Origin of the sequence: Frankia sp. CcI156 (assembly GCF_001983015.1) — a bacterium.
In the GTDB taxonomy this organism is placed as follows: domain Bacteria; phylum Actinomycetota; class Actinomycetes; order Frankiales; family Frankiaceae; genus Frankia; species Frankia casuarinae.
The window spans coordinates 42,964-57,048 of record NZ_MOMD01000011.1 but is presented as its reverse complement, the minus strand read 5'-3'; the positions used below and the strand labels follow the sequence as shown (position 1 = coordinate 57,048).

The 14,085-nt window shown below is 71.7% G+C and carries 14 protein-coding genes; 9 read left to right on the top strand and 5 right to left on the bottom strand.

What is annotated here, in order from left to right; all coding sequences use genetic code 11:
* Window positions 1–10 precede the first annotated feature (10 nt).
* The 5 genes from CcI156_RS04725 to CcI156_RS04705 all read right to left on the bottom strand — a co-directional run bounded on the left by CcI156_RS04725 (window position 11) and on the right by CcI156_RS04705 (window position 5,214).
* Window positions 11–796 (bottom strand): ABC transporter permease, encoded by a 786-nt coding sequence (locus tag CcI156_RS04725; protein WP_023841560.1) that lies wholly within the window; start codon window positions 794–796, stop codon window positions 11–13.
* The gene (locus CcI156_RS04720) at window positions 793–1,917 is read right to left on the bottom strand and encodes an ABC transporter ATP-binding protein (protein ID WP_035730264.1); all 1,125 of its coding nucleotides are present in this window, start codon (window positions 1,915–1,917) and stop codon (window positions 793–795) included. The genes CcI156_RS04725 and CcI156_RS04720 overlap by 4 nt, the downstream gene beginning before the upstream one ends.
* Before the next feature lie 123 nt (window positions 1,918–2,040).
* Window positions 2,041–2,598, bottom strand: coding sequence for a transcriptional regulator (locus CcI156_RS04715; protein ID WP_011436095.1), 558 nt, complete (start codon window positions 2,596–2,598; stop codon window positions 2,041–2,043).
* Between the two features lie 223 nt (window positions 2,599–2,821).
* Complete coding sequence (glpK, locus tag CcI156_RS04710) at window positions 2,822–4,354, bottom strand: glycerol kinase GlpK (RefSeq protein WP_023841557.1); 1,533 nt, start codon at window positions 4,352–4,354, stop codon at window positions 2,822–2,824.
* A gap of 155 nt (window positions 4,355–4,509) precedes the next feature.
* Window positions 4,510–5,214 (bottom strand): hypothetical protein, encoded by a 705-nt coding sequence (locus CcI156_RS04705; protein WP_076804431.1) that lies wholly within the window; start codon window positions 5,212–5,214, stop codon window positions 4,510–4,512.
* A 327-nt stretch (window positions 5,215–5,541) separates the two neighbouring features.
* On the opposite strand from CcI156_RS04705, the gene CcI156_RS04700 reads away from it, so the two are divergent.
* From CcI156_RS04700 to glgC, 9 genes are all read left to right on the top strand, one after another.
* Entirely contained in the window at window positions 5,542–6,453 is a 912-nt protein-coding gene (locus CcI156_RS04700) for a metalloregulator ArsR/SmtB family transcription factor (RefSeq protein WP_076804429.1), read from the top strand.
* A complete protein-coding gene (gene sufB / locus CcI156_RS04695) occupies window positions 6,450–7,862 on the top strand; it encodes a Fe-S cluster assembly protein SufB (protein WP_076804427.1) in 1,413 nt (470 codons plus the stop codon). Before CcI156_RS04700 ends, sufB begins: the two co-directional genes overlap by 4 nt.
* Complete coding sequence (gene sufD, locus CcI156_RS04690; protein WP_076804425.1) at window positions 7,862–9,121, top strand: Fe-S cluster assembly protein SufD; 1,260 nt, start codon at window positions 7,862–7,864, stop codon at window positions 9,119–9,121. The genes sufB and sufD overlap by 1 nt, the downstream gene beginning before the upstream one ends.
* Window positions 9,118–9,495, top strand: coding sequence for a non-heme iron oxygenase ferredoxin subunit (locus CcI156_RS04685; protein WP_076804423.1), 378 nt, complete (start codon window positions 9,118–9,120; stop codon window positions 9,493–9,495). Before sufD ends, CcI156_RS04685 begins: the two co-directional genes overlap by 4 nt.
* 8 nt (window positions 9,496–9,503) lie before the next feature.
* Window positions 9,504–10,298 (top strand): Fe-S cluster assembly ATPase SufC, encoded by a 795-nt coding sequence (gene sufC / locus CcI156_RS04680; RefSeq protein WP_011436102.1) that lies wholly within the window; start codon window positions 9,504–9,506, stop codon window positions 10,296–10,298.
* Window positions 10,295–11,623, top strand: a complete 1,329-nt coding sequence (locus CcI156_RS04675; protein WP_011436103.1) for a cysteine desulfurase — start codon at window positions 10,295–10,297, stop codon at window positions 11,621–11,623. The genes sufC and CcI156_RS04675 overlap by 4 nt, the downstream gene beginning before the upstream one ends.
* Window positions 11,620–12,138 carry a Fe-S cluster assembly sulfur transfer protein SufU gene (sufU, locus tag CcI156_RS04670; protein WP_011436104.1) on the top strand — a complete coding sequence of 173 codons (519 nt, stop codon included), beginning with the start codon at window positions 11,620–11,622 and terminating at the stop codon, window positions 12,136–12,138. Before CcI156_RS04675 ends, sufU begins: the two co-directional genes overlap by 4 nt.
* Complete coding sequence (locus CcI156_RS04665; protein ID WP_011436105.1) at window positions 12,135–12,584, top strand: metal-sulfur cluster assembly factor; 450 nt, start codon at window positions 12,135–12,137, stop codon at window positions 12,582–12,584. Before sufU ends, CcI156_RS04665 begins: the two co-directional genes overlap by 4 nt.
* 227 nt (window positions 12,585–12,811) lie before the next feature.
* Entirely contained in the window at window positions 12,812–14,050 is a 1,239-nt protein-coding gene (gene glgC / locus CcI156_RS04660) for a glucose-1-phosphate adenylyltransferase (protein ID WP_011436106.1), read from the top strand.
* The last annotated feature ends 35 nt before the right edge of the window (window positions 14,051–14,085 follow it).

Genomic DNA, 14,085 nt, shown 5'->3' with positions numbered 1-14,085 from the left:
CCAGTCGGCTCTACTCCCAACTGAAGGTGCGGGCGGCGAGCGCCAGACTCGCCACCGCCCAGGCCACGAGCACGATCAGGGGGCGTGCCCCCGGACCGTCGCCCTCTGCCAGGACGGCCCGCAGCCCGTCCGACAGCGCCGCGGTCGGCAGCGCCTCGGCGACCGCCCGCAGCCAGCCGGGAAGCTTCGACAGCGGGAACACCACCCCGCCGATCAGCAGCAGCACCAGGTAGACGCCGTTGGCGGCGGCGAGCGTCGCCTCGGCCCGCAGGGCTCCGGCCATCAGCAGGCCGAGCCCCGAGAACGCGGCTGTGCCCAGGACGAGTAGCGCCAGCACCGCCGGAACCCCGACCGGCCCGCCGGTCGGGTCCCAGCCCAGCGCGAATCCGACCGCCACCAGGAGCACCAGCTGGATGACCTCGACGGCGAGCACCGCCAACGTCTTGCCGGCGAGCAGGACCACGCGCGGCAGCGGGGTCGCCCCGAGGCGTTTGAGTACGCCGTAGGAGCGTTCGAAGCCCGTCGCGATCGCCTGCCCGGTGAAGGCGGTCGACATCACGGCCAGCGCGAGCACCCCGGGGACGAGGAAGTCCACCGGCCGCTCGGTGGAGCTCGGCAGCACGTCGACGGCGGTGAAGAAGGCCAGCAGACCGACCGGGATGATCAGGGTGAGCAGGACGGACTCGCCGCGCCGCAGGGTGAGTACCAGCTCGAGCCTGGTCTGTGCCGCCAGCATCCGGGCCCGCGACGCGGGCGCCGGAGCCGGGCGCAGATCGAGCAGCGGGACGCCGGTCATGAGCGCAGCTCCGATCCGGTCAGTTCCACGAAGACGTCCTCCAGCGTGCGTTGTTCGACCCGGAGATCCTCTGCCAGGATGCCGTTACCCGCGCACCAGGCGGTCACCGCGGCGAGCAGTTGCGGGTCGACCGTGCCCTGCAACAGGTAGTGCCCAGCCGGGCCCTCCTGCACGGTGGTGCCRTCGGGCAGCGCGAGCAGCAGCCGGCCGAGATCCAGCCCGGCGGGGGCCCGGAAGCGCAGCTGCCCCTCGGCGCCGCCCCGGGTGAGCTCCGCGGGGGAGCCGACCGCCACCACCCTGCCGTGGTCGACGATGATCACCTGATCGGCGAGYCGTTCGGCCTCGTCCATGGCGTGGGTGGTCAGCACGACGGTGACCCCGGCCGTGCGCAGCTCCTCGACGAGTTCCCAGGTGTCCCGCCGGCCCTGGACGTCCAACCCGGCCGTCGGCTCGTCGAGGAAGACCAGCTCCGGGCGGCCGACCACGGCCATCGCCAGCGACAGCCGCTGCTGCTGGCCGCCGGAGAGCCGGCGGAACGGGGTACCGGCGGACCCGGCCAGCCCGAGCCGGTCCAACAGCGCCGCGGGATCCAGCGGGTGGCGGTAGTGCGAGGCGACGAGGCGCAGCATCTCGCCGGCGCGGGCGCCGGGATACATCCCCCCGGACTGCAGCATCACCCCGACCCGGGGGCGCAGGGCAACGGCGTCCGCCCAGGGGTCGAGTCCGAGGACCCGCACCTCGCCCGCGTCGGCACGGCGGAATCCCTCGCAGATCTCCACGGTGGTTGTCTTGCCGGCGCCGTTCGGCCCGAGCAGCGCCGTGACCGTGCCGGTCGGGACGGTAAGTGACAGTTCGTCCACGGCGCGTATCCGACCATCGGGTGTCGTCGACGGTCGAGCGGCGTCGCCGGAAGGGACCGGCGGCGCCGGGGGCGCCTGGCGCACGGGGGGCGTAGGGGACGGCGTAGGGGACGTGGAGAACGCCGCGGGACCGCGCCCGGCCCGACCGGTGCGGGTCCGCCGCCCGGACCCGTGAGGACGACGACCGGAACGCGGGGAAGCGGACCGCGAGGAATACGTCTTCACGAGGTCCGTGACACTGACTGCCAGGATCTCGGCCACCTTGCGATCCTACGGACATCGCGGGTCGGGCGGAGGGCCGGTCCGCCCCGGCACGAGGCCTTCGGCTGGGTGGAACGGGCACCACCGGGCGGCCGTGCCCTAGTCCCGTTGCCAGTCCCGTTGCTAGCCCCGTTGCTGCGGCGGGCGGACGGGCAGCGCCCGGCGGCGCCCGCCGACCGCCACCGGCTCGCCTGGCTCCACCAGCGCTCCCCAGGCGCCCAGCCGCTCGTACAGCATCGCCGGCGTGGTGCTGTAGAGCCGGGACAACGACTGCAGGTCGGAGCGACGCAGCCGCAGGACGTCGCGTGAACTGTCCGACCGCAGGACCTGCACGATGGCGATCCAGCGCCGCAGCGGTCCGGTGCGGGTCGGGGGCAGCTTGCGCAGCCGGCGCAGGTCGATGACCAGCGGCGGCAGATGGTCGGTCTCGCGGCGATCGGCGGCCGGCGGTACCAGCAGCGTCGCGGGAACGTCGTACAGCTCGGCGAGCTCGACCAGTCGATGCACGCGCAGGGTCCGAGAGCCTCGCTCGTAGGCGCCCAGGGTCCCGGCAGTCCACCGGCCATGCGTGCGCTCCTGGACGTCCAGCAGCGACAAGCCACGCCGGTTGCGCGCCGCGCGAAGCCGGCGGCCGAGCTCCAGGGCGTAGTCCGCCTCGGTMACGGTCTCCGTCCGGGTCAAGGTCGACAGGAGACGCCAACCGCCCCCTGTGACAGATTGTCAGGCCTCGGTTCGTCTGGCAGCCGGTTCGACCAAGAAGCCGCGAGGGAACGTGGCCCTGGCGTGGTCCCGCGGTCGCGGGGCGCAATCCGGGAATCGCGACAGTGTTTTTCCGGCCGCGCCAGCCCCGTCAGCCCGGTCGGCCGGTCAGTCCCGGTCGGCCCGGTCGGCACCGTCGGCCCGGTCAGTCCCAGTCGGCGTCGTCGGCGTCCTTGGCCCAGTCCCGGGCCCGGTCCACGGCGCGCAGCCATCGCCGGTAGGACCGGTCCCGCTCGGCCCGGGACAGCCTCGGCCGGTACCGCTCGGCGCTGCGCCGATGCCCGGCGAGCTCCTCGCGGTCGGCGAAGAACCCGGTCGCGAGCCCCGCGAGGTAGGCCGAACCGAGCGCGGTCGTCTCGATGTTGTCCGGGACGTCGAGCTCGACGCCGAGCAGGTCGGCCTGGAACTGCATGAGCCAGTGGTTGCGGGCGGCCCCGCCGTCGGCCCGCAGCTCGCGCACCGGGAAGCCCGCGGCACCCATCGCCTCGACGACGTCCCGGGTGCGGTAGGCGATGCCCTCGAGCACCGCGCGGACGACGTGCGCCCGGGTGGTCCCCCGGGTGATCCCGAGCAGTGCGCCGCGGGCGCGGGGATCCCAGTGAGGGGCGCCGAGGCCGGCGAGCGCCGGGACGAAGTAGACGCCGTCGTTGCCGGTCAGGGAGGCGGCCAGGTCGGCGGTCTCGGTGGCATCCCGGATGATCCCCAGGGAGTCCCGTAGCCAGTCGACGGCGGCACCGGTGGACAGGACCGCTCCCTCCAGCGCGTACCGCACCGGTTCGCCGTCGAGCTGGAACGCCGCGGTCCGCAGCAGCGTCGACTGYGGCGCCGGCAGGGCCGAGCCGGTGTTCACCAGCACGAAGGAACCGGTGCCATAGGTGTTCTTGGCCTGGCCGGGTTCGAAGCAGCCCTGGGCGAACAGAGCGGCCTGCTGGTCGCCGATCACGGCCGCCACCGGGATCCGCACGCCGAGGAAGGCGTCCGGATCGGTCTCGGCGTAGACCCGCGAGCTCGGCGCGACAGCGGGCAGCACCTCGGCGGGAACGCCCAGCAGATCGAGCATCTCCGGGGACCAGGTCGCGGCGGCGAGGTCGAGCAGCAGGGTGCGGGAGGCGTTCGTGACGTCGGTGACGTGCGCGGCCCCGGCGGTCAGCTTCCAGACCAGCCAGGAATCGACGGTGCCGAAGGCGATCTCCCCCCGGCCGGCGCGCCGGCGCAGCCCGGGGTCGTCGTCCAGGATCCAGCCGATCTTGGTACCGGAGAAGTAGGGGTCGAGTACCAGCCCGGTGCGTTCCCCCACCGCACCCGCGTGCCCCTCGGCGGTGAGGCGTTCGCAGACCGCGGCCGTCCGCCGGTCCTGCCACCCGATGGCCGGGTGGACCGGGGCGGAGGTCCGCCGGTCCCACAGCACGGTGGTCTCGCGCTGGTTGGTGATGCCGAGGGCGGCGAGCTCCCCGGCCCGGCGACCGCAGCCGGCCAGGGCCGCGGCGACGGTGTCGACGACGCTGCGCCAGAGCTCGTCCGGATCCTGCTCGACCCAGCCCGGCCGGGGGAACCCGGGCCGGATCCCGGTGTAGCCGCGGCCGACGACCACCCCGTCCCGGTCGAGCAGGCAGACCGTGGTCCCGGTGGTCCCCTGGTCGACCGCCGCCACCAGGGATCCGCGTGCCGGCACGCTCATCTCGTTCCTCCCGCCCACGGGTCCGCTGACGCATGGTAAGGACGCATGGTAAGGAGGCATGGTAGGGGAGCGATGCACGGTAAGGAGAGGGACGCGGGGGAGGAAAGATAGACAAGGGGTAGGTAAGGCGGACCCGGCGTGCCGGGAACGGCGGCTCAGCCGAGGTTGGACAGGTCGACGACGTCGCCGGGCGGGGTGCCGGTCGCGGGCGTCCCGTAATCGTCGAAAGTGAWCTCGTTGGTGGAGCGGCCGGCGACGACCACCTTCAACGGATAGCCGGGCCCGGTGTTGGCCGCCCAGAAGGCTGTTCCGTCGGGGCCCGCGGCCCGGACGGCCTGGGTGCCGGCCAGCTTCTCGGTCCGCACYGGGCCGGACAGCCCGACGACGTAGCTGGTCAGCGACGCGGCGAGCCGGTCGAGGGTAAAGTAGCTGTATTTCGCGGCGTCGGCGGGGGCTAGGCGGACCCAGCGGTCGGCGAGGAGGTTCCCGGCCGCGGCGTCACCGGTCCCCTCGTAGTAGGCGCGGCCGCGGCGGACGTAGGTGTCGTCTTTGATCTTGAAGATCTGGGTCCGTTGACCGTACTCGTCAATGGTGCCGCGGGTGACCGTGCCGGACATCACCAGGTCGTAACCGGCGGGGGCGTCCGAGCGCGGGTCGGCCTCGGTGCCGACGACGTGGACGCCGGTCGCGGTGCGCAACGCCTGCAGGGTGCGCGTGCCGACCTCGCCGGCAGGCAGCTTCTCCAGCCCGTTGCTCTTCTCCCCGCCGCCACTGCAGGCCGCCGAGGTCGCGAGCAGGAAAGTCAGTCCGAGGGAGAGCAGCGCCCGCCGGACCCCGCCGCGCCACAGYTGTGATCGCATCCGCCCGTCGCCTCCCGCCTGAGATCGTCTCCGGGTCGGTGGCGGCCGGGCGCGACCGCGCGTCGCGACCGTCGGCCCGCTGGTGTGCCGACCTGGTGTGCCCACCCGGGGTGCGCGCCCGGGTGGGCGCGCAGGTATGGCAGTGGGCGCAAGTCTGGCATTCCGCCGCCTGCGGTCGTCGGTCGGGTACGGCCCGTGGGTATCCGTTGTGTGCTCACGTCCGGCGGATGTGATCTGCGTCATGGCTGTGGCGAAGATCGCCCCATTGGGCTGTAGTTCCGGCGACCCCGGTTCGACTGCGCCCAGGAAATAAGGCACACTGGCGTTGTGAAATACGACCACGACGGGACGAGCGGGACGGCGGACGGCCGTACCCGCGACCGGGTCGTGCGTCTGCTCCTGGAGGGCGGCTCGGCCACGGCAGCCGAGCTGTCCCGTCAGCTCGGGGTCTCCCCGGCGGCTATCCGCAGGCATCTCGATGCCATGGTCGCGGATGGCATCATCACGCCCACGGAGAGCCGGTCCCGGGGGCCGCGTGGCCGGGGACGCCCGGCCCGGCGTTACGCGCTCACCGAAGCCGGCCATCAGGCCGGTCCCAACGCCTACTCCGATCTCGCGGCCGGTGCGCTGCACTTCCTGGCCGAGGTGGGTGGCGCGAGCGCGGTCACCCAGTTCGCCGATACCCGCGCCGTCGACCTGGAGCGGCGGGTGCGCGAGGCGGTCGTGGCGGCGGAGCCGGCGGATCGCCCGGCGGCGCTCGCCGAGGCGATGACCGCCGCCGGGTACACCGCCAGCGTCTCCGAGCTGCCCACCGGTCTGCAGATCTKCCAGCATCACTGCCCGGTCCAGTTCGTCGCGGAGCGCTTCCCGGCGTTGTGCGACGCCGAGACCGCGGTGCTGGCCCGCGTGCTCGACACCCACGTGCAGCGCCTGGCGACGATCGCGCACGGCGACGGCGTCTGCACGACCCACATCCCCGCGGGTCACCCGCCCGCGGGTCACCCGCCCGCGGGTCACACTGCCGTGAGCCACACCGCCGCGGATCATCCGCCCGCGGGCACGGCGCCCRGCATGGCTTCGCGTGCCCGGTCYGATCGGAACGGGTCCGATCAGAGCGGGTCCGGGAAGGACGGCTCCGCTCGGGTKCTGCCCGATTCCGCCGTGGCCGGATCCGGCCCGGCCCGGCCCGCGTCCCTGGCCTGTCCACCATCCTCGTCTTCGGAGGGTTTCGCCCTATGACCACCTCTGCCGAGACCGCCCTGGAAGGCCTTGGTTCCTATCGGTTCGGATGGGCTGACACCGACGCCTACGCCGCCGACGTGGAGCGCGGCCTGTCCGAGGCGGTTGTCCGCGGCATCTCGGCCAAGAAGTCCGAGCCGTCGTGGATGACCGACCTGCGCCTCAAGGGGCTGCGGCTGTTCGAGCGCAAGCCCATGCCGACCTGGGGTGCCGACCTGTCGGGCATCGACTTCGACAACATCAAGTACTTCGTCCGCTCCACCGAGAAGCAGGCCGAGGAGTGGGAGGACCTACCCGAGGACATCCGGGCGACCTACGACCGGCTCGGCATTCCCGAGGCGGAGAAGCAGCGCCTCATTGCCGGGGTCGCCGCCCAGTACGAGTCCGAGGTCGTCTACCACAAGATCCGGGAGGACCTCGAGGAGCAGGGTGTCCTCTTCCTGGACACCGACTCCGGGCTGCGTGAGCATCCGGAGCTGTTCCAGGAGTACTTCGGCTCGGTGATCCCGGTCGGGGACAACAAGTTCGCCGCGCTGAACACGGCGGTGTGGTCGGGCGGATCCTTCATCTACGTGCCGCCGGGCGTGCAGGTCGAGATCCCGCTGCAGGCCTACTTCCGGATCAACACCGAGAACATGGGCCAGTTCGAGCGGACGCTGATCATCGTCGACGAGGGCGCCTACGTGCACTACGTCGAGGGCTGCACGGCGCCGGTCTACTCGTCGGACTCGCTGCACTCGGCGGTCGTCGAAATCGTCGTGAAGAAGAACGCGCGCTGCCGGTACACGACCATCCAGAACTGGTCGAACAACGTCTACAACCTGGTCACCAAGCGTGCCGCCTGCCACGAGGGCGGCACCATGGAGTGGATCGACGGCAACATCGGTTCCAAGGTGACGATGAAGTACCCGGCCGTGTGGCTGCTCGGCGAGCACGCCAAGGGCGAGGTGCTCTCCATCGCCTTCGCCGGTGCCGGTCAGCACCAGGACGCGGGCGCGAAGATGGTGCACGCCGCGCCCCGCACCTCCTCGACGATCGTCTCCAAGTCGGTGGCCCGCGGCGGCGGGCGGACGTCCTACCGCGGGCTCGTCCAGATCAACGAGGGCTCGTCGGCCTCCCGCTCGACGGTCAAGTGCGACGCGTTGCTCGTCGACACGGTGAGCCGCTCGGACACCTACCCCTACGTTGACGTGCGCGAGGACGACGCCTCCATCGGGCACGAGGCGAGCGTCTCCAAGGTCGGCGAGGACCAGCTGTTCTACCTGATGAGCCGGGGTCTGTCCGAGGAGGAGGCGATGGCGATGGTCGTGCGCGGCTTCRTCGAGCCGATCGCCCGGGAGCTGCCCATGGAGTACGCCCTCGAGCTCAACCGCCTCATCGAGCTGCAGATGGAAGGTGCGGTCGGCTGATGGTCGTCATCGACGCCACCGGTCGGCCCCCGGCCGCCTCCGGTGCCGTACCCCGTCCCGTACGGTCCCGTAACCCGCTCGACCACGCCGTGYCCACCGGACGCGAGGAGGCGTGGCGGTTCACMCCGCTGCGCCGGCTGCGCGGACTGCCGACCGGCCCCGAGGCCGACGGCAAGGTCTCCGTGTCGGTCACCGCGCCCGCGGGGGTCGAGGTGGAGCAGCTCGCCGCCGCCGACGCCCGGATCGGTCGGGTGCTGACCCCGGCCGACCGGGTGGCCGCCTTCGCCCTGACCCGGTCGGCGGGCGCGCTCGCCGTCACCGTCCCGGCCGAGGCCGCGCTCACCGAGCCGGTGGTCGTGCACCTGCACGGTGAGAGCCCCAGGTCCCCGGCCGGGTTCGTCGCGACGAGCGGCGACGGCGGGCGGCGCGGCTCCCCGGGCGGGGTGGCCTACGGTCACGTCCTCGTCGAAGTGGGCCCGTTTGCGTCCGCCACCGTGGTGCTCGACCACACCGGCAGCGCCACCTACGCCGGCAACGTCGAGGTGTACGTGGGGCACGGCGCCTCGCTCACCTTCATCACCCTGCAGGACTGGGACGACGACGCCGTGCACCTCGGCGCGCACGCCTACTCGCTGGGGCGCGACGCTCGGCTGCGCTCGTTCACCATCACCCTCGGCGGTGATCTGGTGCGGCTCAACCCGACCGTGGACTACCGCGGGCCCGGCGGCGACGCCGAGCTCTACGGCGTGTTCTTCACCGATGCCGGCCAGCACCAGGAGCACCKGCTGCTCGTCACGCACGAGCCGCGTTCCTGCCGCAGCCGGGTCACCTACAAGGGCGCGCTGCGCGGGGACRCCGCCCACGCGGTGTGGATCRGCGACGTCCTCATCGGCGCCGGCGCCGTGGGCACGGACACCTACGAGCTCAACCGCAATCTCGTGCTCACCGACGGCGCGCGGGCCGACTCGGTCCCGAACCTGGAGATCCTCACCGGTGAGGTCACCGGTGCCGGTCACGCCAGTGCCACCGGCCGGTTCGATGACGAGGCGCTGTTCTACCTGCAGTCGCGGGGGATCTCGCCCGAGGAGGCCCGCCGGCTCGTGGTGCACGGTTTCTTCGCCGAGATCATCGACCGGATCGACGTGCCGGAGCTGCGGGAACGCATCATGATCAAGATTGCCGGCGAGCTGTCGGCCGACCTCCCGGACGAGGCTGCGGAGCCGTCGTCGGCGGAGTTGTCGGTGGAGGTGGGCGGATGACGACCGCGACCGGCGGTTCTGCCGCGGGCGGCTCCTCGGTCGCCCCGCGGWGGCACCGGGTGTGTGCCGCCGCGGACCTCGCCGAGGGCACCGCGATCGGCACCGAGATCGAGGGCGTGCCGGTGTGCGTGGTGCGGTCGGGCGGGGCGGTCTACGCCGTGCGTGACGAGTGCTCGCACGCCGACGTGATGCTCTCCCAGGGCGAGGCCGAGGACGGCAAGATCGAGTGCTGGCTGCACGGGTCCCAGTTCGACCTGGCCAGCGGCGTCCCGCTGAGCCTGCCGGCGATTGAGCCGGTGCCCACGTACGCAGTGACCATCGACGGCGACGACGTGCTCGTCGACGTCACACATTCGAACCCGGAACGAGGGTGACGGCAGCGGTGTCCACACTGGAGATCCGCAATCTGCATGTCTCGGTGGAGACGGACGGCGAGGGCACGCGCGAGATCCTGCGCGGGGTGGAYCTGACCGTCCGCAAGGGCGAGACGCACGCGATTATGGGGCCGAACGGGTCGGGTAAGTCGACGCTGTCCTATTCGATCGCGGGCCATCCCAAGTACACGGTCACCGAGGGCAGCATCACGCTCGACGGCGAGGACGTCCTCGCGATGAGCGTCGACGCCCGGGCCCGGGCCGGGATCTTCCTGGCGATGCAGTACCCGGTGGAGATCCCCGGGGTCTCGGTGTCGAACTTCCTGCGCTCCTCGGTCACGGCCGTGCGCGGCGAGGCGCCGAAGCTGCGGACCTGGGTCAAGGAGGTCAAGACCTCCATGGCCGCGCTCGAGATGGACCCGGCGTTCGCCGAGCGCAACGTCAACGAGGGCTTCTCCGGCGGCGAGAAGAAGCGTCACGAGATCCTGCAGATGGCGTTGCTCAAGCCGAAGATCGCCGTGCTGGACGAGACCGACTCCGGCCTCGACGTCGACGCGCTGCGCATCGTCTCCGCAGGTATCGAGTCGGTGCGGGCCAAGGGGGAGACGGGCATCCTGCTCATCACCCACTACACCCGCATCCTGCGCTACATCCGTCCCGAGTTCGTCCACGTCATGGCGGCGGGGCGGATCGTCGACGAGGGCGGCCCGGAACTGGCCGCCGTGCTGGAGGAGTCCGGCTACGACCGCTACGTCAAGGGTGGCGGCGCGGCCACGCCGGCCGGCGTGGGAGCGGTGTCATGACGCTGACCGACGCGGCCGTGCGCCCGGGGTCCGGACCCCGGCTCGTCGGCGGGTTCGACGTCGAGCAGGTCCGCCGGGACTTCCCCGTCCTGGCCCGCACGGTGCACGGCGACCGGCCGCTGGTCTACCTCGACAGCGCCGCCACCTCGCAGAAGCCGCTGGCGGTGCTCGACGCCGAGCGGACCTACTACGAGCTGCACAACGCCAACGTGCACCGCGGCATCCACGTGCTGGCCGAGGAGGCCACCGGGCTGTACGAGGCCTCCCGGGACAAGGTCGCCGCCTTCATCGGGGCGGGCGACCGCCGGGAGGTGGTGTTCACCAAGAACTCCTCGGAGGCGCTGAACCTCGTCGCCTACGCGATGAGCAACGCCGGGGCCGCCGGCGCCGAGGCGGAGCGGTTCCGGGTCGGCCCGGGTGACGAGATCGTCGTCACCGAGATGGAGCATCACTCCAATCTCGTGCCGTGGCAGATGCTGGCCCGGCGCACCGGGGCGACGCTGCGCTGGATCGGGCTGACCGACGACGGCCGGCTCGACCTGAGCAACCTCGATTCGATCATCACCGAGCGGGCGAAGGTCGTCGCCTTCGTCCACCAGTCGAACATTCTCGGCACGATCAACCCGGTCGCGCAGGTGGTGGCGCGGGCCCGCGAGGTCGGCGCGCTGACCGTGCTCGACGGCTCCCAGTCGGTACCGCACAACCCGGTCGACGTCACCGAGCTCGGGGTGGACTTCCTGGCCTTCACCGGGCACAAGATGTGCGCGCCCACCGGGGTCGGGGTGCTCTGGGGACGCTACGAGCTGCTTGGGGTCATGCCGCCCTTCCTCGGCGGCGGCGAGATGATCGAGCTTGTCACCATGGAGGGCTCGACCTACGCGGCGCCGCCGCACCGGTTCGAGGCCGGCACCCCGATGATTGCCCAGGTGGTCGGGCTCGGCGCGGCCGTCGACTACCTGACCGCGCTCGGCATGCCGGCCGTCGCCGAGCACGAGCACGCGGTGACGGCCTACGCGCTGGACGCCTTCGCCGAGGTGCCGGGGTTGCGGATCATCGGTCCGCCGGCGGCGGACGCCCGCGGCGGGGCGATCTCCTTTGTGCTGCACGAGGACGACGGCCGGCCGATCCATCCCCACGACGTCGGACAGATCCTCGACGAGCGCGGCATTGCCGTGCGGGTCGGGCACCACTGCGCCCGGCCGGTCTGCCTGCGGTTCGGGGTACCTGCGACGACCCGCGCGTCGTTCCACCTCTACACGACGACCGGCGAGGTCGACGCCCTGGTGGAAGGACTGCACGGGGTCCGGAGGTTCTTTCTGAGGTGAAACTCGACTCCATGTACCAGGAGATCATCCTGGACCACTACCGCAACCCGCTCCACCGGGGGCTGCGGGATCCCTTCGACGCCGAAGTGCACCACGTCAACCCGACCTGCGGCGACGAGGTGACCCTGCGGGTGAAGGTCTCGGACGGGGTCGTCGAGGACGTCTCCTACGAGAGCGAGGGCTGTTCGATCAGTCAGGCGTCGGCGAGCGTCATGAGCGACCTCGTGATCGGCAAGTCGGTCGACGCGGCGCTGAAGCTCGAACGCGAGTTCCTGGCGCTGATGCAGTCGCGGGGCACCATCGAGGGTGACGAGGACGTGCTGGAGGACGCCGTGGCGTTCGCCGGCGTCTCCAAGTACCCCGCCCGGGTGAAATGTGCCCTGCTGTCCTGGATGGCGTGGAAGGACGCGACCGCTAAGGCGATGGATCCGAGTGTCGCCGTCGCCGGCGCATCCACCTCTGTCGCGTACCCCCGCGTCGCCCCCCTCGACGTACCCGAGCAGGAGAAGCCATGAGCGAGACGGTGACCGAGACGCGCTCGGCCGCGACGGGAGAAACCGCCGAGGCGGCGGATCAGCCCGCCGGGGTCCCGAAGCCGGTGCTGGACCCGGACCCGACGGGACCGGACGCCCCGCCGGAGCTCGCCAGCTTCGAGGACATCGAGGAGGCGATGCGCGACGTCGTCGACCCGGAACTCGGCATCAACGTCGTCGACCTCGGCCTCGTCTACGGCATCCACGTCGCCGACGACAACACCGTCACCCTCGACATGACGCTGACCTCGGCGGCCTGCCCGCTCACCGACGTCATCGAGGACCAGACCCGCTCCGCCCTGGTCGACGGCCCGGACGGGCTGGCCGCGGACGTGACCATCAACTGGGTCTGGATGCCGCCGTGGGGGCCGGACAAGATCACCGACGACGGTCGCGAGCAGCTGCGCGCGCTCGGCTTCAACGTCTGACGTCCCCCCGGCCCACTGGATGAACAACCGGTGGGGTTCGCGCAACGTACGGCTGGCTACCCAGCAACCACCGCTCACTCCGCCCGTATCCGCCCGCCAGGCTTGTAGGGTCGGAACCAGGCGATCGGCGTCGTCATCGGCCCATTTCGGCGGGCTTCCCGCCTCGTGGCGTGGTGTCCGGCCCCGCCGGTCGTTCGGAGATCGAGCCGGAAGACGGGAGCCTGTCTGTGCCGAGCCCGCGGGTCCTCGGTCTGGTGCTGGCCGGGGGTGCCGGACGGCGGCTGGCGCCGCTGACCGCGGACCGGGCGAAGCCCGCCGTCCCCTTTGGCGGGCTGTACCGCCTGATCGACTTCGTGCTGTCCAACCTGGTGAACGCGGGCTACCTGCGCATCGCGGTCCTGACCCAGTACAAGAGCCACAGTCTCGACCGGCACATCACGACGACATGGCGGATGAGCAACCTGCTCGGCAACTACGTCACGCCGGTGCCGGCGCAGCAGCGGCTGGGGCCGCGATGGTTCGCCGGCAGCGCCGACGCCATCCACCAGTCGCTGAACCTCGTCTACGACGACGCCCCGGACATCGTCGTGGTCTTCGGCGCGGACCATGTGTACCGGATGGACCCGCGGCAGATGGTCGCCCAGCATCTCGACAGCGGAGCCGGCGTCACCGTCGCCGGGCTGCGGGTGCCGAGATCCGAGGGCAGGGCGTTCGGGGTCATCCAGACGGCGCCCGACGGCCGCACGATCGAGGCGTTCCTGGAGAAGCCCGCCGATCCGCCGGGTCTGCCGGGTAGCCCCGAGGAGACGTTCGCCTCGATGGGTAACTACGTCTTCTCGACGGACGTGCTGATCGACGCCCTGCGCAAGGACGCCGCGGACGAGGACAGCGTCCACGACATGGGCGGGAACATCATCCCGATGCTCGTGGCCCAGCGGGCGGCGGCGGTGTACGACTTCGCCGGCAACGTCGTCCCGGGCACGACGGTGCGTGACCGCGGCTACTGGCGCGACGTCGGCACCGTCGACTCGTACTTCGAGGCGCAGATGGATCTGTGTGCGCTCGACCCGGTGTTCAACCTCTACAACCGGGAGTGGCCGATCCTCACCAGCATCCCMTCGCTGCCACCGGCGAAGTTCGTGCACGACGGCCTGCAGCGCACCGGCACGGCCGTGAACAGCATCGTCAGCAATGGAGTCATCATCTCCGGGGGCACGGTGCGCTCGTCGGTGCTGTCCCCGGGAGTGCGGGTGAGCTCCTGGGCCGAGGTCGACCACACGGTGCTCATGGACAACGTGCTCGTCGGCCGGGGGGCCGTCGTCCGCGACGCCATCCTGGACAAGAACGTGCACGTGCCGGCGGGCGCCCAGGTCGGGGTGGACAAGGACCGGGACCGCGCCCGCGGCTACACCGTGAGCGAGCAGGGCATCACCGTCGTCGGCAAGGGCGTCACGATCGCCGACTGAACCGGCCGCCATCCGCCCCATCCGCCCGCACCCGC